Genomic DNA, 22,755 nt, shown 5'->3' with positions numbered 1-22,755 from the left:
TCAATCTCTAAAATTTCATCTCGCTAACATTCTGCACTTCAATACTTTTAAAGCGTCGATAAATGTTAATGATGAGTGCAATGGCCACTGCTGCTTCCGTAGCTGCGACTCCAACAATAAACAGGGTGAAAAAATGCCCCTGCAATTGATCGGGATATAAATAGCGGTTGAAAACCACAAAGTTGATATTCACCGAATTCAGGATCAGTTCGACTGCCATAAGCATGGTGATCAGGTTTCTCCGGATGATGAATCCGCACACACCAACAAAAAACATGATGGTGCTGACAATGAGAAAATGGTAAATTGGAATTCCCTCTATCATGATTTTAAAGTTCTTCGGTTTCTTTTCCTTTTTTCGCTACTACAACTGCCGAGATCAAAGCGGCCAGCAACAAAATACTGATCAGCTCAAACGGCAGTACATAGCCATTTTTATCCATTCCCAATAGCTGCTCGCCAATCGCCGTCATGTTCACATCGAGAGCTGGAGCCGTGGATGCGACAAACTGATGATCGAAAACAGTGTACAAGACAGCACCAGCACCGATCGCTGCCACAGCAATACCGCCCAGCAAATTAAAAAGTGCCGGCCGTTCAAATTTGTGACTGATATGGTGTGTCAGCAAAATGCTGAAAATGATCAACACCACAATACCACCCGCATATAACGTCAGCTGCACAGCGGCCAAAAACTCGTAATTCAGTTGGAAATAGATTCCGGAAGTACCAATCAGCACAAACAGCAAATAAACGGCTGCGCGCAAGATCTTCCGGGTGGTTACCGACAATACCGAGAATATCAGGATTATCGCTGAAAGCAGGTAAAACATCGCTACATTCATGATTTAACCTCCTTTTTAAGTGACGAACCTTCGCGGTTCAAAATCTTAGTCAGTTTATGACGATCGAACACCGCATGCTCAAACTTTTGGCCGAACGCCAGTGCATCCGACGGACAGGTTTTCACACACAGGCCGCAAAATGTACACATTGACAAATGATACACGTGCTTATCAATCACACGTACCACTTTACCGTCTTCATTCGGAACCCTGTTCGTCAGTACTTCGATGGAGCCGTTCGGACAGTTCATCTCGCAAATGCCACATCCAGTACAACGGTGTTGGTTATTATCGTCGTGCGGCATGATGATCTCACCCTTGAAACGGTCAGCCATTTTCAGGGTCGCCCGGTTCTCCGGATACTTCTGGGTCACAATCTGGCCCGGGCTCACAAAATACTTTCCGGTGACGCGCATTCCTGCCCACAAGGTGGAAACACCGTAAAAAATATCTTTGAAATATTTGATTACACTATTCATCTTCTACTCGTTTAAAAGTGCCATCCCATGAGGACGATAAAAGCAATGATGATGATATTGATGAGGCTCAGCGGCATCAGATACTTCCATTCCAGCGTTAGCAACTGGTCAATCCGCAAACGCGGGAAAGTCCATTTGAACCACATGATGATGTATATGATGAAAAAAGCTTTCAGGAAAAACCAAACCATCGACGGAATGAAATCCATAACATGATTGAAAGCATCCCACGATCCAATATGGAAAGGCATCCAGCCCCCCAGAAATACTGTCGCACCGATAGCAGCTACAATAAACATGTTGATGTATTCGGCTAAGAAGAAAAAGGCGAACTTGATACCGGAATATTCCGTGTGGAATCCGGCTGTCAATTCCGATTCAGCTTCAGCTAAGTCGAATGGGCCACGATTGATTTCAGCAGTACTGGCAATTAAATAAATAATAAATGCCACAATAGCCGGTATGTGTCCTTTGAAAATCCACCATCCATCAGCTTGACTTTCCACAATTCCGGAGAGTTGCATGGTTCCGGCAAAGGTTACAATTGCCAACAACGACAAGCCTACCGAGAGTTCGTAACTCACAATCTGCGCCCCACTGCGCATGGCACCGATCAGTGAATACTTACTGTTACTCGACCAACCTGCAATGAGGATCCCCACGACGCCAAGCGACGAAACAGCCATCACATAAAACACCCCAATATTCAGATCGACGGCTTGTAAACCTTTGGCAAAAGGTGTTGCCGCAATCGCCATAAAGGAAGCGATGATAACAATAAACGGCGCGAGGTTGAACAAAAACTTATCCGAGCGTTTAATCGAAATCAACTCCTTCATCAACAACTTGATGAGGTCGGCTACTGTTTGCAGCAAGCCCATCGGGCCAACACGGTTCGGACCGTAGCGGTTTTGAATGACTGCACAAACTTTGCGTTCGAGGTACACCAGGAACAAGCCCAGTAAAGCATAAAATGTCAGGAAAGCGATTCCTACTAAAACCATTTCGGCAATCACTGTTCCGGTATTACCGAACCAGCTGTGCAAGGTTGAATCGATTGATCCTGTTAAATCGTGAAAGTTATAAATCGTTGACTGCATAGCACACAGATATTATCGGTCAATGTCAGGAATTACCAAGTCCAGCGAACCACTGATGGCGATCAGGTCGGCAATTTTACCGCCGCTGGCCAGTTCATTCATCACAAACAGGTTGCTAAAGTTGGGCGAACGGAATTTGATGCGGTACGGCGTTTTGTTGCCATCGCTAACAATGTACACCGCAAACTCACCACGAGCCGTTTCAACCCGCTGAAAATATTCGCCGGCCGGCAACTTGATGATCGGCTTCATTTTGGCTGTGAACCCATCATCGGGAATGTTGTCAATCAATTGCTCAATGATATTCATCGACTCCCACATTTCATCCATACGGACTTTGTAGCGAGCAAACGTATCGCCTTCGTTATATAGAATTTCGTTGAATTGTACTTTATCGTAGGCGCTGTACGGCGCGTGTTTACGCAAATCGCACGAAAAGCCCGAGCCGCGTCCTGACGGACCGGTTACTCCGTAAGCAATCGCTTTCTCTTTGCTCATTAACCCCACCCCTTTGGCGCGTTGTTGAAAGATGACATTTCCGGTTAGCAACTGATCGTATTCAGGTAGCTTTTTGCGGAAGTATGTGATGAAATCTTTTACCCGTTTCTGAAAATTCGGATGAATATCGTGCATCAAACCTCCCGGTGTATTAAAGCTGTGCAACAAGCGTGAACCGAAGGATTCCTCAAAAATATCGAGGATCAATTCCCGGTCGCGAAGGCCGTAAAAGAAGGTAGTCAGCGCTCCGAGGTCCATCCCGAAAGCACACCACCACAACTGGTGCGACGCAATACGGTTCAGTTCATCCAAAATCGTACGAATGTATTTTACACGCTCAGGCACTTCAACCTGCATCGCGTTCTCTACGCACAAGCAAACAGCTTCGTTGTTCATGTGTGCCGAGAGGTAATCCATCCGGTCGGTCAGGTGAATGATCTGCGGATAGCTACTGGCCTCGCACATTTTCTCAATCCCGCGGTGGATATAGCCCACATGCGGAATCAAGTATTTTACAGTTTCCCCTTGCAGGCAAACTTCAAGTCTCAAAACCCCGTGCGTTGACGGGTGCTGAGGCCCCATATTAATGATGTAGTCGTCGCTTTCGCCGATGATGACATCTTTAATGATTTCTTCGCTCATAACAAGAGATTAACGTTCAATGAAATTGACTTCGTCGCGGAAATCCTTCCGCAGAGGATAGCCGTAATCGTCTTCCAAAAACAAGCGGCGCAACGCCGGATGGTTGTTGAATCGAATTCCAAACAAATCGAAAACTTCGCACTCGTGCGGAATGGCAGTTGGCCAAATATCAGAAACCGTTTCAACCTGCGGATTTTCACGATCTGCAACGTCCGCTTTCAATACCAGCGTATGACGATGCTTTACGGATTCGAGGTGGTATACGAGGGTCATTTTTTCTTTCCAATCCACCGCCGTCTGACTGATTAAATAATCGAAAGCCAATGTCTCGTCAGCTTTCAAAACAGCCGCAACTTCGTGGATTTTATCTTTGGAAATCACCATTTCGGTGAGTTGCGTATTTTCGGGAAATTCTGCTTCGGGAAAATGCTTTTGTAATTCGGCTAGTAATTCCAGTTTTTGCATAACTTTCGATTAAAGCAGGTTATCGTTAGCTTTCCGGGGTTCCCGGATCGATTCGGTCTTAATTTTTCGTTGCAACTGCATGACACCATAGAGCAAAGCTTCGGGGCGCGGTGGGCAACCCGGAACATATACATCAACCGGAATCACGTGGTCGACACCACGAACAACAGAGTACGAATTATAGTAAAAGGGACCGCCGGAGACGGCACAAGCTCCCATGGCAATAACATATTTCGGATCGGCCATCTGATCGTATAGGCGTTTCAGGACTGGTGCCATTTTGTGAACAATCGTTCCGGCAACCACAATCACATCAGCCTGACGCGGTGTGGCACGGTAAACTTCAATCCCGAAACGGGCAAAGTCGTGCCGCGATGCTCCCGCTGCCATCATTTCAATACCACAACAACTGGTGGCAAAAGTCAGTGGCCAAACCGAGTTCGAACGTCCCCAGTTCAGCAGATTATCAATACTGGTCAGCAAAATGCTACCACCTGATTTCTTGAAGATTTCCAAAGAGTCATTGTCTTCGAAATCCTCGTAATTCATTGATTTAATTTTTATACCCATTTCAGTGCTTGCTTTTTCCATGCGTACAACAGTCCGATTCCCAGAATAAAAAAGAAGATGATTATTTCGACAAAGGCTCTCATGCCGATATTGCGCATCACTGTTGCCCAAGGGAACAGAAAGACGGTTTCAACATCGAAAATGAGGTAAATAATTGCGAACAGGTAATAACCAACGTTAAATTGAATCCAGGCAGGACCTTCGGTTGGAATACCACATTCGTAGGGTTCGGACTTCGCAGGATTAAGCGAGCTGGGGGCAGCCAGAGAGGAAAAGACAATTGCTCCTCCAACTAAAATTATGGCTACAACGAAGAATAAAATTAACATTTCACTACTCATAACACAAGCTTAAGTAATGTCAGTGAAACGGACACACAGTGTACTTACTCTTCGAAGACTGAAGAGCATCACATACACAAAGCATGAGGGTTTCATCCGGCATTGAATATTTTTAATATTCGGATGAAAAATGAGCTAGCAAAAGTAAATTTTTAATTATTCCGAAAAATTAACAGACGTTTTTTTTTGAAAACAACAAATCAATATATCTGGATATATAATTGACTTAATCTCACTATATATTTTCAATACGGCCTAAATAACAGTGTAATAAAAAATATAAAGACGGATATGTATTTAATATTATAGAACCTATGATTTATATTGGATCTAAATAAAAAGGGCATGATTTCTTAACAAAAGATGGCAAAACGATTATCTCAAATTCCAAATCCTATCTGTCTTAGCCCAGAAATCGCCCTTTTTATAGCGTTGGACGAAAATTGCCCTGTCCCTGGAATTCAATTGGAAGTGACACCTAGTTCTTTAAAACTGCAACAACAAGAAGCACCCATCCTGCGATAAAACTCAAACCGCCAATCGGAGTTATCGCACCAAGCCATTTAATACCGGTTACAGCTAACGCATAAAGGCTCCCCGAAAAAACCACGATTCCTAAGAAAAGAAACAAAGCGGATAAATTGAGCAATGATGAAGGCATTTGAAGAGCCAACACTCCAACCAGCAACAAACCTAAAGCATGGTAAAAGTGGTATTCCACTCCTGTTTTATATACAGTCATCATTTCGGGCGAAAGTTTCGACTTTAACCCATGTGCCCCAAATGCACCAATCGCAACGGCTATCGCCAAACAGCCTGCAGCAGTAATTATTATAGTTTTTGTCATGACTCTAGTTATTTAAATCATTTCTTGAAACACACAACACCTAAAATTGTTAGCCTCACAATTTATCGAAAATAAATCCACTTTACTACTCCACAGGTGAAACGAGAAAACGCAAAAAAATAAAAAATTCCCCAAGGAAGAAATACCACGATAGAATTTTCGCGATCACTTACAAAGGTCAAACCATTAGCAAATAATACTTTTTCAAAAGAATCAGCTCAAATAGGCATCCACAAAAAGCGTTTTAACATCTTTCACAAACCTTATTTACATTAATTAAAGATTGAGCATTTTTCTTAAAAAATCCATTGTCCATTCGAACATTTTGAACATCTTGCACCCAACTCATACATAAACGGACATCTAAGTCTTTATATGTACTGGATGTTTTGAGGATCATCCCATATGATCTGTTGCAATTAAGAAACGTGGAAAAGAAAGTGGAAAATACGACTTCCCTTAACCCTCGTGTTATATTCAATTAAAAGCACTAAAATTTAGAGAAAAGGACTAGAAACTGAAATTTCCGGTCACCAGAAAGCTTGTATGCGATAGGACAATCTACTTGATTGGTTTTACGATCAGTAAGTTATCTCTGATTTATTTACAAAATAGATCAGCTAAAACTTAGCGGCTTCACTGGAGGAAATGGATTCGTTTGATCGACCTAAAATTGGTCTGTAGTGTTTTGAGTGGAATTTTTATTGAATATAAAGCTGTGCGCATTTCTGAATGTTCCCCTTACACTAAATATTTCGTTAGGTATTTGAAAATTAATGACGAACATTTCCGGTCACTTGGAAACCTTGTTACATTAAAACAATCTCCATCGATTGATTTTATTGTAGGTGAAGCTCAACAGGTATATTAAACAAGTAGCTCTGCACCACCGGAAATAAAAGCGTTTGACCGGCCATAGATTGGCCCGTAGTGTTTGAGTGGAATCTATTTTGGATAAAAAAATGTGCGTATTTCCGATTGATCCACCCTCCACTATATATTTATTCAGATACCTGAAACCTAGTTACGAACATTTCCGGCTAACCGGAAGCCTTAATTACAATAAGCCGATCTCAATTGATAGATTTTATTGTAGGTTAATACTAGCAGACTTATCACACAAACAGGTCTGTCAGAAATAGAGGGTTTACGGCAGGAAATGGATGTAGTTGACTGACCAGAGATTGGTCTTGTAGTGTTTGAGTGGAATTTATTTTGGACATAACACTGTGCGTATCTCCGAACATTCCCTCCGACGCTAAAATGTTACATCAGCTTTTTAAAAATTTAGTTGTGAATGAATGTCTCCATGGTGATATCATTGGAATGATAGATGAAAAAATCAACGTCGTCCGCCCCAAAGACACAAGCAACTTAACATTTACTCTTTTACTAAGAATTGAAGACAGCTAGAATTACTTAATCACAAAAGATGAACAAGACACTAATTTTACTTTTGTTATTGGCAATACAATCACCCAGTTTTGCCCAAACTCTCAGCTCCCTTAAAATTAAAGCGCTAGAACGAGACTTACAGGGAAGTGCGGGAAAAACAATGACAACTCAAAACTACATCGTCGATTTTGCAATCGGCGAAGCAATTACGAATGTCGTAAAAACAGACTCAATCATGCTAACTCAGGGATTTCATCAAGCAGCGTACTTATCCACTCCTAAAAACAAACAAACTTTAAACGAAGTGGAAGTCGTGGAATTTTCAGAAGGAGAACTAAGCGCTTACCCTAATCCCTGCCAAACAACGTTGAACATTACTTACTCTTTCATTGAGAATCAAGAATTGGCTGTTTCTGTGTACGACGGCACAGGGAAGCTACTTTTGAACTTTGACCAGGACTACACGAAAGGAGTTCAACAACTAGACTTTTCAAATTATTCGAAAGGAGTCTACTTTATCAAATTCTTGAATCAAGAAAATCTGAAATCTAAAACATTTAAAATAATAAAATCATAAAAAATGAAAACATTAGCTTTAACATTAACGATTTTATTAACGCAATTGATAGCTTTCTCTCAAACACCAGATGAATTTAATTACCAGGCCGTCGTAAGGGATTCACAAGGCAACATACTGGCAAACCAAACAGTGGATTTTAAAGTTGCAATCAGACTCAACAACACAACGGTATACTGGGAGCAACACAATGGGATTAATACCGGGCTGAACGGACTAATAAACTTTAAGATTGGGGCGGGAACATATCCCAGCAGCGACTTCTCTGCTATCGACTGGGGAGCCGGCAGATATACCCTTCGCGTGAGAATGAATGATGAACTAATCGGGGAAACCGATATAAGCCCCGTCCCCATCGCATTATATGCAGTAGAATCAGCGGACAACCCCTGGACCTATAACTCCAGCGACAAGTCCCTTTCATATACAGGAGGGATGACCGAAGTTTTAGACCTAAAAATTTCTGGCAGTAGTAATTTGGCAGCAGAAGCGGGAATGATACGCTGGGACAAAACCAATAAAGACTTCCTTGGATATAATGGTTCAAAATGGCAATCATTAACTGAAAACGCAAGAAACGAATACATTAGCAATGAAACTGAATTAAACGCAGCTCTTGAAGCCGGGAGTTCCCATCTGATCATCGTTGATGATTTCACAATATCAAAACCGATTACCATTACATCCAGTCTCACGCTAACATCTTCCGGAGGAAGAAAAACAATTAGCACAAAGGGAACTAGTGGTATAACGATAAGTTCATCAAACATCTCAATTCAAAACATTAATTTAAATTCATCAGGAGGAGGTACAGGATGTACTATTACCTCAGGCTTCTCTGATATAGCGATTGAGAATGTAACAATGTCTGGATTTGAGAGGGGAATTTTCAAAAATTATAGTTCTTCTTCCACGTCCAGAATAATCATCAAAAACGTAAATGTGTTGAACTGCATAGGAGATGAAAACATTTCGGCACTGTGTCTCCTTCAAAATATTGAATACCTTTCAATCGAAAACGTAGTCATTAAAGATGTGGGAAAAGGATTAACTGTCCTAAAAGCATGCAATGGCACAATAAGTAATGTCCAGATATCGAACACAAAAGGCGATGGCTTGACTTTAGTTGACACAAGCAGCTCCGACAAAAGCTCAAACAGGATACAATTAAACAATATATCAATTAGCAACACCTCCGGAATTGGATTTACTACGTCGAATTCATCTATTTCAGCCTCTAACATTTCAGTAAATCAAGCAACTGGTTGTGGTATAAAGATCGTGGGCAATACTACGGCAACTCCAGTGCAAATCTCAAATGTAAATATCTCTGCCACAAAAGTGTCCGGAACCAGTTCTTACGGTGTCCTATTGAAGGATAACGCAGTTGCCAGCATTTCTGATTTTTGTATCTCGGGCACTAGTACAACAAGTACCGACTATAGTGCCGTTGGAATCTATGCCCTTAATAGTCAAAAATTCACCGTTAACGGCGGAATATTCATGAAATTGGGGAAATTGATTTTAGTAGAGTAGTGAGCCAAATAACTGACCTACGCAACACAATGTTTTCACTTTCATAGACCGTCTTCTACAACCGAATGATGGAAGGGGCTGCAGAAACCAATACTGAAGCCTCTTCTATTTTCTTTGTTCGACCACTGACATTATTACGCCGAACTAAAATCAAGTAAATCTGGAAGTCAATATTCGCTGTGATAAAACTGAATCTCTGCAATAGCCAAATTTGCGTCTTGAGATATTCTGAACTAAGACAAGGTTCATTAAAAAAAAATCGACAAAACTGATAACAAACACTAGATCACTACATATTATATATCGTATTCTTATTTTTGTTCATCTAGATTTAATATCTTGGGAATAATCCAACCAATTATTTATAACGCCCCCTGCAATCTGTAGCTCTTCTCACCCATCCATTTTTATTCTTATTAATTTATATGTTTACCTATGGGCTAATTACGCCCCTGATTCGACTAAGTAACTGTGCTTTCACTATTTGGATTAAATTAAGATTGCGTATTTATTTTAAAAAAGTCATTTGCAATGCGGAACCTTTTTTGCACTTTCGGCATTAATTCATGTTAAGTAATCATTTGCGTAAGATTATTTAGCGGAGTTTCAGGAAAGAGAGCGTTTCGAGTGGAATGAAAGAATTTTCAAAATTATCACCCTTTGCCATTTCTCCAATGGCCTGAAGATTCTCAAATAGAAATACTCATCTTTTCATTGATTAACGCATTAATTACACTACTGCTTTTAGAGTGGCAGTAGTGGCGACTAGTAAGGGATTATTAGGTCAAACGTGTGCGCTATTACGTTTGACATAGGCTAGGAATGTGGAAAAAAATGAAAGAGAGAAATGAACAAAATTATTTTGTTTAGTGTACTATTATGCTCCATACTGAGCATACGTACAATGGCACAAAATCGTAAAGCTGATTTGCTGGTCACCGGTAATGCTGGCGGCACTTTGAAATCTACTAGCTATACGATTGATTTTACAGTTGGTGAAACTATTACGGAAGCATTTCAAACAGAGACAGTGATGCTTACACAAGGCTTCCACCAAGCCACGGCGGAATCGACTTCGACTGATCAAGGTATTGTTGATGGTAGTGATATAACCACTGATGGTCAAGATATCGTGAGCAGCATTGAAGAGGAGGACTTCATGGACGATGAATTAAATGTCTATCCTAACCCGTTCAAATCAAAACTAAGCATTGACTACTCGTTTGACCAAAGTTTAGCTATGGACATCTCCATATTCGACATCGCCGGCAAGGTTGTCTTGAATTTTGCTCAAACTTTCGATCAAGGGACCCAACAACTTGATCTATCCTCTTATCCAAAAGGAATTTACTTCATTAAATTCTTTAATCAGGAAAATCAGAAATTGCGAACATTTAAAATTATTAAATCTTAAGAGATGAACAGGATTCTAATTATACTGGTACTTCTAATATTCCAGATTGGAAGCTTTGCCCAAACGCCCAACTCATTTAACTACCAAGCCGTCGTGAGAGACTCAAGAGGCAAGGTCATGTCTAATAAAACGGTAGACTTTAGTATTGACATAATTCTAAATGGACAAACCAAATACTCGGAGCAACACAACGGGATCGACACCGGCGACAATGGCATTGTGAACTTCAAAATCGGAGAAGGCTCATCTCCCAGTAGTGATTTTTCGGCTATTGACTGGGGAGCCGGCAGCTACAAAATCCGGATCACTATGAACGGTGAGTTACTGGGAATATCAGATATTACAGCTGTTCCGATCGCTTTATACGCCGTTCATTCTGCAGACAATCCCTGGAATTACGACAGCAGCTATAAGACTTTAACTTATACGGACGGGATGACTGAAGTGCAGGACTTGAAAATCGCTGGAAGCAGTGATCTTGCTCCCGAAGCAGGGTTAATCCGCTTCGACACCCAAAACAACGACTTTATCGGATACGATGGAAATGAGTGGAAATCACTGACAGCGACATCTGCATCAAGCGGATCGACAAATACGCCATGGGTATTTAACCTTGATAGTAAACTGCTATCCTTTACCGACGGCATGACTGAAGTACAGGACTTGAAAATTGCCGGCAGCAGCAACCTCACTCCCGAAGCCGGTATTATCAGGTACGACACAGCAAACAACGATTTCATAGGCTATAACGGCGCAGAATGGAAATCTCTAACAGAAGCTCCAAGCTCAGAAATAACAATTGCAGACACCTTATGGACGGTCAATGCAGAGAACAAATCGATTTCCTATACTGCAGGCTTGACAGAACTGAAAGACCTTAAAATATTCGGGAGCAGCGATGTGACACCTGAAGAAGGAATGATGCGATACAGCAGCGACACAAAAGATTTTGTCGGATACAATGGTTCTGAATGGAAATCATTAACAACTGCACCAACAACGGAAGTCAATACTCCGTGGACCTATGACACAAATAACAAATCAGTATCCTTCACCGAAGGAATGACCGAAGTTCTGAATCTAAAGATTTCAGGAGGTAGCGATCTTGGGGCAGAGGCCGGCGTTATTCGCTACGATACGCTGAAAAATGATTTCATAGGATATGACGGTTCTGAATGGAAATCATTGACAACTGCACCAACAACGGAAGTTAATACTCCCTGGACCTATGACACAAGTAACAAATCAGTATCCTTCACCGAAGGAATGACCGAAGTTCTGGATTTAAAGATTTCAGGAAGTAGCGATCTTGGGGCAGAAGCCGGTGTTATTCGCTACGATACGCTGAAAAATGATTTCATAGGATATGACGGTTCTGAATGGAAATCACTAACAACTGCAACAGCCATCGATACAACGGAAAATCGGTGGGTTTATGACAGCAACGAAAAATCAATTACCTATACCGAAGGGATCACAAAGGTTCAGGATATACAAATCACTGGCAGTAGTGATTTCGAGGCCGAGGCGGGTGTTATACGTTACGACACCTTAAAAAATGACTTTATCGGATACGATGGAACAGAGTGGAAATCACTAACAACGGTTACCATTACAGATACAACAGACAATTACATAAGCAATGAAAGTGAATTAAAAGCAGCAATAACAAACAAGCTAACAGATCTTGTCATTGACAGTGATTTCAACCTCAACGAAACCGTAACAATCGAATACAAACTAACTCTCAAATCTTTAGGCGCTAGAAAAACCATCTCTACAAACGGCAATACTGCATTCATTATCAATGCCACTGATGTTTCCTTCAGCGACCTGACGTTCAAGTCTACCTCTGCTGGCAAAGGCGTTCAAATTAACTCCGGCAGCTCCAATATCAGACTGGAAGCCTTGGACTTTATCGGTTACGCTCAGGCAATCGTAAAAAATGGCGACATCAGTTCTCAGTTAACAAGCAATATTTCCTTCAATAAGATCCATATTACTCAAAGTAAAAGTGCCAGTACTTATGGAACAATAAACCTTAGTGGAAACATTGAAAACTTAAACATCGACCAGCTAATAGTTGACGAGTCAGATGGTGTAGGAATTAAAATCGCAAATGGCTGCACCGGAAACCTAAACAATATTACCGTAGCAAACTCAAGATCTGATGCCATCATCATCGCGGATCTAAACGCTTCTTCAAGTTTATTCGGGACTTTGTCGCTAAATAATATTGAGATAAAATCAGCGTCAGGTGCCGGAATCGACATCTCAAACTCATCAGTTTCTGCTACGAACGTCCGAGTTAATAAAGCCACCGCGAGCGGAATAAATGTAACAGGGAACGGGACAGACACACAATTACCCGTTATGCTTTCAAACGTAACCATTACTGAAACACAGGTTTCCGGCAGTTACTCATACGGAATATCCCTAAAGAACGAGGCTGTAGCGAACATATCGAACTTCTATATCATAGGCAACAATACAAGCGCTGTGGACGATCAAGCTGTAGGGATCTATGCATACGATAGCCAAAACTTCATTGTGAACGGTGGTATTTTTATGAAATTAGGGAAACTGATTTCAGTAGAGAATTCAAACTAATTCAACAATACCCGGTGATTCAATAGCAGATTAAAAGGGCGATAAACAGAATTAAAAATCACTCCCAATGAGGGAGTGATTTTTTTATATAAATACCGAACTGTGAGTAAATTATTAAAAAATAGGTGAGTTTGAAAAACAGCGCTATGTGGCGAATAACACTTACCACGACCGCTCCCAAAAATACATTGGAGGATTGCACTCGCCAAAACTGCTTTTCCTGTATAGTTTTTGAGCATTTACATTATCATGCCGCACTTCGAGATTTACCCGGCAGAAACCGTTTTTCTCACCGTAGGCCGCTATCTCATCCAATAAAAATTGACCAACTCCTTTTCCCCGAAAATCCGGATGAACAATAAAATCATGAATATTGATCAAAGGCTTTGCCTTAAAGGTTGAGAAATTTCGATTGCAGTTTGCCAGCGCGGCATACCGTTCATCGGCCTTTGTCAAAAAGCCCAAATAAGATGGGTAATCGCGTAATCCCGAAATAATTTTGGGCCCCAACCCGGCTGGCATTGGTGCGTTGTTACCCATCGGATCTAGCATATAGCAATCCAATAAACTGATCAAAGCATCAACATGCTCTTCATTGTTCAGATCGATTTCAACAAAAGTCAATTGCATTTTTTTGCGATGAAAATAACCAAAAAATCAGGGGATGAAAAGCGCCCATCATCAAACCTTGAAACGCCAGGCATCAATTTCATATTTCTTCACCCTTGTCCCCAACATTCTTTCGGTAACCTTCAATATCTCGGCAGCCTTCGCTATATTCCCTTTGGTCGAAGTCAATGCTTCCCGAATCAGCTGCTTCTCAACTTGTTCCACGGTATACATTAATCCTCCTCTGGCCTGCGTATTTGTTGAGTCTGCAGTCTGCAATGATGGTGGCAGATTATAGGAATGAATCACATCGTCAGTTGTCAGGATACAGGCGCGCTCAACACAGTTTTCCAATTCACGGATGTTACCCGGCCACGAATAAACCATCAGCATATTCAGAGCACTGGTTGTTATTCGCTTGACTCCAGTACCGTTGCGCTTATTGAATTTTTCGATAAAATGATCGACCAACAATGGAATGTCATCACGACGCTCACGCAAAGGTGGAATAAATAGCGGGAATACATTAATCCGGTAGAACAGGTCTTCACGGAACTCCCCATTCTCAATCATTTCTTCAAGTTTCCGGTTCGTAGCAGCAACAATCCGAACGTCAACTTTAATGGTTTCAGTTCCTCCAAGCCGCTCAAATTCCCGCTGTTGCAGAATTCGCAAAATTTTAACCTGGGTCGACAACGGAATATCTCCGATTTCATCCAGGAATATTGTGCCGCCATCGGCCAGTTCAAAACGTCCTTTCCGACGACTATCAGCTCCGGTAAAAGCACCTTTTTCGTGACCAAACAATTCGCTTTCAATCAACGAATCGGGCAACGCTGAACAGTTTACTTTTACAAAGCTATTTTTTGCGCGTTTGCTGGAATAATGAATCGCATCGGCAATCAATTCTTTACCAATACCACTCTCTCCCCGTATTAATACTGTTGAATTCGTTTCAGCTACCATATTGACAAGGGAATACACATCGCGCATTTTTCCCGAATTACCGACAATATTAACTGGCCGCTGTCCGTCATTCAATTTACTTTCCAATTCCTTATTTTTCTGACGCAATACCTCAAGTTCTTCGACTTGTTCTTGTTTGGAGCTGACAACACGTGAAACAAGGCCACCAATAACCGACAGCAAATAAAGGTTCTCGGTTTTGGTAATAAACGGATTGTACAATCGAATCATACTTAGCGCACCTGTCACCTGTCCTTCTTCCATAACCGGAACACAGACATAAGTTAACTCCTCGCCGTCTTTTGATTTTAAATCCTGTTGTGTCTTGTTCAGAAACAAACTTGACTGTGATATTTTGTCGACCACAATCGGTCTCGCTAACTCAACAACACGTCCAATAATTCCTTCGCCTAAATCGTATTTTCCCCTGGCCTGCTGCGCTGAACTATAGCCATACGCTGCTTCAATATAAATGGTTGAATTTTGCCTGTTGAAAATCGTCAGAAAACTTCGTTCTGCGTTCAGGTTCTTCACTAAAAGTTCCAGAATTACCGACAAATCATTTTTAAGCTCCTTACTCTGAATGAGCCGTTGACTGATTTCGGACAAAAGGGTTAGCTCCTTTACGCCATAACATTCATCTCCTGCTTTCTTGCATTTAAATTCCATACTTCTCCCGCGTAAACAGATTTGATCTCGGTTTCTTTTTGTTACAAAATTTACAAGAATAATGCACCCTGCAAACTACTAATCATTTTATGGTATCATTTTAACGATATCATAACACCATGCCTGTCATTTCGACAACAAGACCTCTAAAAATATTCCGATGCGTTTATCCAGATATGCTCAAAAAGTTTAAATTCGCATAGAACAAAATGGAAACTTCACGTGAAAGTAAATCTGGTAATCATTCCCACCTATAACGAAAAGGAAAACATCGAACGGATGATCCGCAAGGTTTTCTCGTTATCTACCCCTTTCGAAATATTAGTTCTTGATGACAATTCACCTGATAAAACGGCTGAAATTGTCAAAAAGTTGCAGGTTGAATTTAAGGATAAACTTCATTTATTGCAACGCCCAGGAAAATTAGGTTTAGGTACCGCCTATTTAACTGGTTTTAAGTGGGCATTGGAGCATGGCGCCGACTATATTTTCGAGATGGATTGCGACTTTTCGCATAATCCCGAAGACCTGGAAAAACTGCTCAAAGCCTGCGAAGAAGAAGGTGCCGATGTCGCTATTGGCTCCCGCTATATTAAAGGAATCAATGTGATCAACTGGCCTCTTGGCCGCGTGCTGATGTCTTATTTCGCATCGGTTTATGTGCGAATGGTAACCGGCATGAAGGTCATGGACACCACCGCCGGATTCAAATGTTTCCGCCGGGTAGTGCTGGAATCGATCAACCTGGATGATATTCGGCTGAAGGGATACGGGTTTCAGGTAGAAATGAAATTTACCGCCTGGAAACATGGGTTCACCTTAACTGAAGTGCCCATTATTTTCACCGATCGCCAGGAAGGAAGCTCTAAAATGAGCGGTGGTATTTTCAACGAAGCACTTTGGGGTATTCTGAAAATGAAGCTCAGAAGTTGGTTCAAACATTATGAGCCTCAGAAAAGTAAAATTTCGTAATCAACCAAGTTCGTGAACAAAACACCTAAAATATTTGCTTAAGGCTGCAGGAATGTAGCCTTTTTGATTTTCTAATCGTAATTATGTATAAAAACCAACTTATATGAAGCAGACCATCATCCACAACGCAATCGTCATTAACGAAGGGATGCGTTTCCGGGGAGGAGTTATTATTGAAGGTGAATTCATCTCCAAAGTTTTCAAGGGAGATCTTCCTGAATCTCAACTGGAACATGCCGAGTTAATTGATGCAGAGGAACGCTGGTTGATTCCGGGAGCGATTGATGATCAGGTTCACTTTCGCGAACCAGGCATGACCCACAAAGGTGAAATTGCCACTGAATCGCGGGCAGCTTTAGCCGGTGGTGTAACTTCATATATGGAAATGCCCAACACCAATCCGCAAGCAACAACCCAGGCGGAACTGGAGAAAAAATACGTTCGCGCAGCCGAAGTTTCCGCAGTGAACTATTCCTTCTACATGGGAGCAACCAACAACAACCTGGATGAAGTATTGAAAACCGACCCGACAAAAATTTGCGGAATTAAAGTTTTCATGGGCTCATCAACCGGGAACATGCTGGTAGATGACCAGGAAACACTGTCCGAAATTTTCAAACATGCACCAACATTGGTGGCAACACACTGCGAAGACGAAGCCATCATTAAACGCAACATTGAAATTTACCGCCAGAAATACGGCGAGATTGTACCGATCTCGCGCCACCCGAAAATCAGAAGTGCCGAGGCTTGTTTCAAATCATCGTCGAAAGCTGTTGAGCTGGCATCGAAGTACGATACCCGGCTGCATGTGTTGCATATTTCTACGGCTGATGAGATGTCGCTCTTTCAACCCGGACCGGTAAAAGATAAAAAGATTACAGCCGAGGTTTGTGTACACCACTTGTGGTTCGACGAGCAGGATTACATTGCTTACGGCACCCGCATTAAGTGGAACCCTGCCGTGAAATCGGCCGACGATAAAAAAGCCTTATGGGAAGCCCTGTTATTGGATAAAATTGATGTGATTGCGACAGACCATGCGCCGCATACGCTCGACGAAAAATCGCATCCCTACTTCAAAGCGCCATCCGGCGGACCATTGGTGCAACATTCGGTAACAGCCATGCTAGAATTTGCCAAACAAGGCAAGATCACCGCTGAACGGGTTGTTGAGAAAATGTGCCATGCACCGGCCGACTTATTCCGGATCGACCGCCGCGGCTACATTCGCGAAGGTTATTATGCCGACCTGGTTTTAGTCAACCCACAAAAAGAATGGGTTGTTTGCCCGGAAAACATCATTTACAAATGTGGCTGGTCGCCTTTCGAAGGAACCAAATTCACGACACAAGTATCAAAAACATTTATCAATGGTCAGCTGGCTTACGACCGGGGACACATTGAAGACAATATTCGGGGCAAACGCCTGGCCTTTACGTACTAAAAAGAAAGTCCGCTACTCGAACCGAATAGCGGACTTTTTATTTTAACAGCTTGTCTGTTTAATCCACAACAACAATCAGGAATTTAGATGTTCTCCAAAACTCCTGTGGATCGTCAATCACCAACGATTCAACGACATCTTCTCCTTCAAAATGGTACGATCCAGCCGGATGAGTAGTCACCAGTTTTGCCTTTTTAGCGTGCAATTCCAGGCTCGAAAATTCGCGGATATCAATCTCTGTGAAATAAGCCCGATTGAAATCCTCTTTCATTTTCAAGCTTTTACCAATGCCTAAAAAGCCACCGGCTTTCTCCACCAAATCATTTTCAATCAATTCTTTTTGACTGCCAAAAGCATAGAATGCCGTATTAATGGCAATCGTTTGCGATTCGATGGTCGATGTTTTTTCCTGCAACACTTCATCCTTACGCAAGCCCTCTGCAGTCATTTCATCAATGCGGGTGTTCAGTCCTGTAATATCCAGGTGTAACTGCTCAACTTGCGTATTAAGCTCGGCAATGTCCGCGTCTTTTTGCTCAATTTGCCGGTTCAAAACCACAATGGCCTTTTGCAACTGGGCAACTTTGGCATTGGAACTTCCCAACTGTTTCTGCAGTTTATTAATCAGCTCTTTATTCTCGATCATGAGCTGATGAATAATTTCAATATCGCTCAGAATGTGATCTTTGTCGCTGGGTTTTCCCTCGCTGACCTTAGCCGATTCAATGCGAACAATATCTTCCATCTGTTTGATTGAATCCAGGTTATCCTGGATGGCAGTCATCGCAGAAACGAAGTTGACGATAGCAGAATCTTTTTCAACAGCAGCTTGCGCCAGGCTATCCTGGGTGGCCTGCATTTGCTTGATTTTACCTTGCTGACAAGAAACGATGGTCAAAACAAGTGCACATAAATAGATAAGCTTTCTCATAACGTATAGCTGATTAATTTTCTATCAAAGTTAAGGGCTTTTCGGGACTTTGGCACGCGCAAGCCCGGAATTTTCGGAAGCGCAGAAACTTGAAAGTTCCGGCTGTCGCAAAAAAACAACAGGAAACCCAGTGGATGCGCCCCGCCAAACCGTTAAAAACGCGCCTATCCTTTCGACTGCTGTAAAACGGCCAGCAACGTCCGGTTTTCCACTTCCAGGTCGTGTATGCGTTCACTCAGCTCGGTCACTTGTTGTTGTAAGCTGCTCACGTGCTGCCCCGCGGGCGGTCCTTCCAGGTTCTGCAATTCTTGCTGCCGACTTATTTCTTCGAAGAAATTGTATTGCAAGGCCACCGACAAACTAAACAGTCGATCGAGAGTTACCGCCCGTCCCTGATTGACGATTTTGGTCACAGCACTCGCCGTAAGCTGCATTTTACGGGCCAGCTGGGTCTGATTCAGGCCCTGCTCGGCCATTTTACCAGATATCAACCCTATAGTCTGATGGCTTAATTGATTCGGTCGCTTCATGGTTCTCCTTTTTTCAACAAGTTACAGCAATCAAGCAACTCTTACGAAAGAGTCTGCCCGTAATTTGAAGCGATCCTGCTGTAGAACAGGAGAACTAAGCCTTCAATTCAGCCTAACCCTCTTAAGAACATGCTGAATACTCCCAAATATCGGCTGTCTAATCTCCTATATATGCCTGTTATTCTCTTGCAAATTCCGGATAGTCTCCAAAAAATGCCATTTATTCTCTTACAAATTCCTGATCCTCTGTTTGAAATGCTGTTTATTCTCTTAATCCTTCCTATTATTCATATATGTATGATTAATATTCTCCAGTAAATATCTAATAATCCCTATAATAGGAATTATATTCTCTATATAAGGAGAATTATTCCTTATAAAAAGATCCTCTTCCCGTAAAACCGTCTGTCTTCCCTATCCGTCCATCCTTTTATTCAGATCGAAAACAAATAAGATTAACAGGGATCTATCTTTTGATAGGTTTATGTAAATTGAGGATCAAAAAAATAAACCAAAATGAAAATCAAGATTCTACTTACCCTGGTCGTTGGACTACTCTGCCAACTCGCATTTGCCCAGGAATTCGATAAAGCAAAGCTCGATCAGTATTTTGACGTGCTTAACGCGAACAACAAGTTCATGGGGAGCGTGGCCTTGTCGAAAGATGGACAACTGCTGTATACCAAAGCCATTGGTTTTGCGGATGTGTCAAACGGGATTCAAGCAAATCCGGATTCGAAATACCGCATCGGGTCGATCTCGAAGACCTTCACAACCGTTTTGGTGATGAAAACGGTGGAAGCCCACAAATTGGATTTGGATGCGACCATTGAGACTTACTTCCCGGCTATTGAGAATGCAAACAAAATAACGATCAGCTATTTGCTGAGTCACCGAAGCGGGATTCACAATTTCACCAACGAAAAAAGCTACCTGGATTGGAATAGCGAAGCCAAATCGGAAGCGGAAATGGTGGAGATCATCGCAAAGGGTGGCAGTGATTTTGAACCGGGATCGCAAGCGGCCTACAGCAATTCCAATTTTGTATTGTTGAGCTACATCCTCGAGAAAATCGATGGCGAACCGTACGCTGATCTGCTGACAAAATACATTACAAAACCGCTCGGACTGACAAACACCTTCTTTGGCGGGAAAATAGATCCGTCGAACAACGAGTGTTACTCGTACAAGCCCGGCGACGGCTGGAAGCTTGAAGAAGAAACAGATCTGTCTATTCCGATGGGGGCCGGCAGCATTGTTTCGACGCCAAGCGATTTGGTCCGGTTCAGCGATGCCTTGTTTGGTGGAAAACTGCTCACCAGCGAAAGCCTGGAACAAATGGAAACCATGACCGATGGCTTCGGCTTTGGACTCTTTCAGTTTCCGTTTTACGACAAAAAGGGATTTGGCCACACCGGAGGGATTGATGGATTTACCTCGCTTTTCACCCACTTCCCCGACGGTAATGTTTCTTATGCCTTAACGTCGAACGGCAGCAGCATGAACAACAATGATATTTCGATCGCTGTATTGAGTGCCGCCTATAATAAGCCCTTTGAACTGCCTGTGTTCACAACTTACGACGCTCAAGCGGAAGATCTGGATCAATATGTCGGGGTGTATGCTTCCGCTCAACTTCCGATGAAAATTACCATCAGCCTAAAAGACGATAAGCTGATTGCCCAGGCAACCGGACAAGCCTCCTTCCCGCTCGAAGCCACGGCAAAAGATAAATTTGAGTTTGCACAGGCAGGCGTGGTTATGGAATTTAATCCGACCGAAAAAACAATGATTCTAAAACAAGGCGGTGGTGTGTTTAACTTCGCTAAAGAATAGGAACAGCAGTGAAATCTCTTATTTTTGTTGATTCTGCAATCTAATAAAAAAACAAACCGTGAAAAATTCGACCAATCAACAAAAGTCACAGCCACTAATCTCCCGCCTTCGATCATTCATGTTAGTCCTGTTCCTGCCGGTTGCCTGTACGGCCTCAACGGGGAACCGGGCCAATGAAGCAACCGGAGAAGAGATTCGCGTTACGGCAACAGATGCGCAGTCGCCGGCGCTCGATTATGACGGCAATCCAATGACGGTTGTCTACCTGGAGAACCTGGGCTTTGAGAAAATCGGGAAAAACAGTAACGACGAAGATGTTGCCTGGCTGCTTTCACAAGGCTATCGGGTTATTGAATTGGATTACGCCCATCATGCGAAAGCCATTGCGCCAACGATCAACAAAGACATTATCGCCATTAACGACTCGATAGCCGCCGGATCATTTTGCGGGTACAGCGATTGTTCGCATTACCGCTCGTACGTCCTTTTTGAAGGCTACCGGCTGGCCCGTGACGTTCCTTATTTTGTAGACGATCCAACCGTTTATAATACGCCGGCCGAATACACTGTTGGCGACTCTTTGTACATGGACCTTGTTTACCCGGCAAACCCATCAGTGGCCGTGCCGGTTATTTTGTCCTTTTCGTACAGTAACAGCTATGCCACCTGGGACTCGGATAAAAAGATGCTCACGGCAGCCAATCAGAATCAGCGGTTGAAACTGGATTATACCCTGGCCGGGTTCAACGATTCGTTTTTGGAAGGAGCACCGGCAAATGGAATTGCCTGGGCCATTGCCGATCATCCCAAATATTGTTCGTGGGGAAAAGGCAAGCCGAAGGATGGTCCGAACGATGCCTACAAATCGTACGAAACCAACCCTGATGCTGCTCAAAAGGTAAAGTCAGCTATTCGTACGTTACGTGTTTGGGGCGACCAGCTGGGGCTCTCCGGAAAGATCGGCATTTTTGGTTTCTCCCGCGGATCGACTGCCGGTTCAATGGCTATTGGCGACCGTACTGTTCCCCAGTTTGAAAATGCGGGCTTCAATATTGGTACTTCCGACGATGTACAGGCAGCTGCGCTCGGTCCGGGCGTTTTCGACTATACCTTAATCTATGATGCCAGCGACGATGGAGACAAAAACATGGAAGCCCGTTGCCCGTGGGTTTGGGGTCCACTCGCAGACAACTACCAACACTGGAAAACCATGGGTTCTGAATATCTTGTTGAGACATCGGCTACTGCGCCGGTGCTGTTCTTCTATAATACGGACGATGAAATTTACTACCAGGACCAGGTGGCACATCTGAAAGCCAAACTTGACTCGCTGGGCGTTCCCACTTCCAGCCTGATCGACTACGGAACCGGTCACGCCATTCCGCAAACAGAAGCCTCCTTAACCGCACTATACGCGTTTTTCAAACAACATTTGGTTCCGCCGGCGTTAAGCAACCGGAAAGAGGATTAAGCAAA

Annotated in this window: 21 protein-coding genes; 8 read left to right on the top strand and 13 right to left on the bottom strand. The window is 42.7% G+C overall.

The genetic code is table 11. The features are described from left to right. Positions 1–7: 7 nt before the first annotated feature. The 9 genes from nuoK to GJV22_RS17470 all read right to left on the bottom strand — a co-directional run bounded on the left by nuoK (position 8) and on the right by GJV22_RS17470 (position 5,787). Positions 8–325: an NADH-quinone oxidoreductase subunit NuoK gene (gene nuoK, locus GJV22_RS17510; protein WP_163716880.1), complete on the bottom strand. Its 318-nt coding sequence runs from the start codon at positions 323–325 to the stop codon at positions 8–10. A gap of 4 nt (positions 326–329) precedes the next feature. Next, positions 330–845 carry an NADH-quinone oxidoreductase subunit J family protein gene (locus tag GJV22_RS17505; RefSeq protein ID WP_163716877.1) on the bottom strand — a complete coding sequence of 172 codons (516 nt, stop codon included), beginning with the start codon at positions 843–845 and terminating at the stop codon, positions 330–332. Continuing rightward, positions 842–1,324, bottom strand: coding sequence for a 4Fe-4S binding protein (locus GJV22_RS17500; RefSeq protein ID WP_205461929.1), 483 nt, complete (start codon positions 1,322–1,324; stop codon positions 842–844). The genes GJV22_RS17505 and GJV22_RS17500 overlap by 4 nt, the downstream gene beginning before the upstream one ends. A gap of 11 nt (positions 1,325–1,335) precedes the next feature. Then, a complete protein-coding gene (gene nuoH, locus GJV22_RS17495; protein WP_163716874.1) occupies positions 1,336–2,424 on the bottom strand; it encodes an NADH-quinone oxidoreductase subunit NuoH in 1,089 nt (362 codons plus the stop codon). Positions 2,425–2,436: 12 nt separating this feature from the next. Continuing rightward, entirely contained in the window at positions 2,437–3,564 is a 1,128-nt protein-coding gene (locus GJV22_RS17490) for an NADH-quinone oxidoreductase subunit D (RefSeq protein ID WP_205461928.1), read from the bottom strand. Between the two features lie 9 nt (positions 3,565–3,573). Then, positions 3,574–4,029 (bottom strand): NADH-quinone oxidoreductase subunit C, encoded by a 456-nt coding sequence (locus GJV22_RS17485; RefSeq protein ID WP_163716870.1) that lies wholly within the window; start codon positions 4,027–4,029, stop codon positions 3,574–3,576. 9 nt (positions 4,030–4,038) lie between these two features. Continuing rightward, entirely contained in the window at positions 4,039–4,578 is a 540-nt protein-coding gene (locus GJV22_RS17480; protein WP_238480353.1) for an NADH-quinone oxidoreductase subunit B, read from the bottom strand. 11 nt (positions 4,579–4,589) lie between these two features. Further along, positions 4,590–4,940 carry an NADH-quinone oxidoreductase subunit A gene (locus GJV22_RS17475; RefSeq protein WP_163716866.1) on the bottom strand — a complete coding sequence of 117 codons (351 nt, stop codon included), beginning with the start codon at positions 4,938–4,940 and terminating at the stop codon, positions 4,590–4,592. Between the two features lie 478 nt (positions 4,941–5,418). Next, the gene (locus GJV22_RS17470; protein ID WP_163716864.1) at positions 5,419–5,787 is read right to left on the bottom strand and encodes a DUF423 domain-containing protein; all 369 of its coding nucleotides are present in this window, start codon (positions 5,785–5,787) and stop codon (positions 5,419–5,421) included. A gap of 1,432 nt (positions 5,788–7,219) precedes the next feature. Here GJV22_RS17470 and GJV22_RS17465 point away from each other — a divergent pair. From GJV22_RS17465 to GJV22_RS17450, 4 genes are all read left to right on the top strand, one after another. Next, a complete protein-coding gene (locus GJV22_RS17465; protein WP_163716861.1) occupies positions 7,220–7,759 on the top strand; it encodes a T9SS type A sorting domain-containing protein in 540 nt (179 codons plus the stop codon). 3 nt (positions 7,760–7,762) lie between these two features. After that, complete coding sequence (locus GJV22_RS17460; RefSeq protein ID WP_163716858.1) at positions 7,763–9,295, top strand: hypothetical protein; 1,533 nt, start codon at positions 7,763–7,765, stop codon at positions 9,293–9,295. A 904-nt stretch (positions 9,296–10,199) separates the two neighbouring features. Next, entirely contained in the window at positions 10,200–10,709 is a 510-nt protein-coding gene (locus GJV22_RS17455; protein ID WP_163716855.1) for a T9SS type A sorting domain-containing protein, read from the top strand. Positions 10,710–10,712: 3 nt separating this feature from the next. Then, entirely contained in the window at positions 10,713–13,319 is a 2,607-nt protein-coding gene (locus GJV22_RS17450; protein WP_163716853.1) for a right-handed parallel beta-helix repeat-containing protein, read from the top strand. A 162-nt stretch (positions 13,320–13,481) separates the two neighbouring features. Here the strand turns inward: GJV22_RS17450 and GJV22_RS17445 are convergent, their stop codons facing one another. Next, positions 13,482–13,949: a GNAT family N-acetyltransferase gene (locus GJV22_RS17445; protein WP_163716850.1), complete on the bottom strand. Its 468-nt coding sequence runs from the start codon at positions 13,947–13,949 to the stop codon at positions 13,482–13,484. Between the two features lie 51 nt (positions 13,950–14,000). Further along, entirely contained in the window at positions 14,001–15,563 is a 1,563-nt protein-coding gene (locus GJV22_RS17440; RefSeq protein ID WP_163716847.1) for a sigma-54 interaction domain-containing protein, read from the bottom strand. 222 nt (positions 15,564–15,785) lie between these two features. On the opposite strand from GJV22_RS17440, the gene GJV22_RS17435 reads away from it, so the two are divergent. Both GJV22_RS17435 and GJV22_RS17430 read left to right on the top strand, forming a co-directional pair. Beyond that, complete coding sequence (locus tag GJV22_RS17435) at positions 15,786–16,535, top strand: polyprenol monophosphomannose synthase (RefSeq protein ID WP_163716844.1); 750 nt, start codon at positions 15,786–15,788, stop codon at positions 16,533–16,535. 103 nt (positions 16,536–16,638) lie between these two features. Beyond that, positions 16,639–17,982 (top strand): dihydroorotase, encoded by a 1,344-nt coding sequence (locus GJV22_RS17430; protein ID WP_163716840.1) that lies wholly within the window; start codon positions 16,639–16,641, stop codon positions 17,980–17,982. 58 nt (positions 17,983–18,040) lie between these two features. On the opposite strand, the gene GJV22_RS17425 is transcribed toward GJV22_RS17430, so the two are convergent. Both GJV22_RS17425 and GJV22_RS17420 read right to left on the bottom strand, forming a co-directional pair. Next, positions 18,041–18,913, bottom strand: a complete 873-nt coding sequence (locus GJV22_RS17425) for a Cbp1 family collagen-binding glycoprotein adhesin (RefSeq protein WP_163716837.1) — start codon at positions 18,911–18,913, stop codon at positions 18,041–18,043. 164 nt (positions 18,914–19,077) lie between these two features. Continuing rightward, positions 19,078–19,443, bottom strand: coding sequence for a helix-turn-helix domain-containing protein (locus GJV22_RS17420; protein ID WP_163716836.1), 366 nt, complete (start codon positions 19,441–19,443; stop codon positions 19,078–19,080). A gap of 516 nt (positions 19,444–19,959) precedes the next feature. Here GJV22_RS17420 and GJV22_RS17415 point away from each other — a divergent pair. Both GJV22_RS17415 and GJV22_RS17410 read left to right on the top strand, forming a co-directional pair. Then, positions 19,960–21,279, top strand: a complete 1,320-nt coding sequence (locus tag GJV22_RS17415; RefSeq protein WP_163716831.1) for a serine hydrolase domain-containing protein — start codon at positions 19,960–19,962, stop codon at positions 21,277–21,279. A 58-nt stretch (positions 21,280–21,337) separates the two neighbouring features. After that, positions 21,338–22,750 carry an alpha/beta hydrolase family protein gene (locus tag GJV22_RS17410; protein ID WP_163716829.1) on the top strand — a complete coding sequence of 471 codons (1,413 nt, stop codon included), beginning with the start codon at positions 21,338–21,340 and terminating at the stop codon, positions 22,748–22,750. Positions 22,751–22,755: the final 5 nt, after the last annotated feature.

The sequence above is a fragment of the Mangrovibacterium lignilyticum genome, from assembly GCF_010882175.1.
GTDB lineage: Bacteria > Bacteroidota > Bacteroidia > Bacteroidales > Prolixibacteraceae > Mangrovibacterium > Mangrovibacterium lignilyticum.
This window is presented reverse-complemented; position numbering and strand designations above follow the sequence as displayed.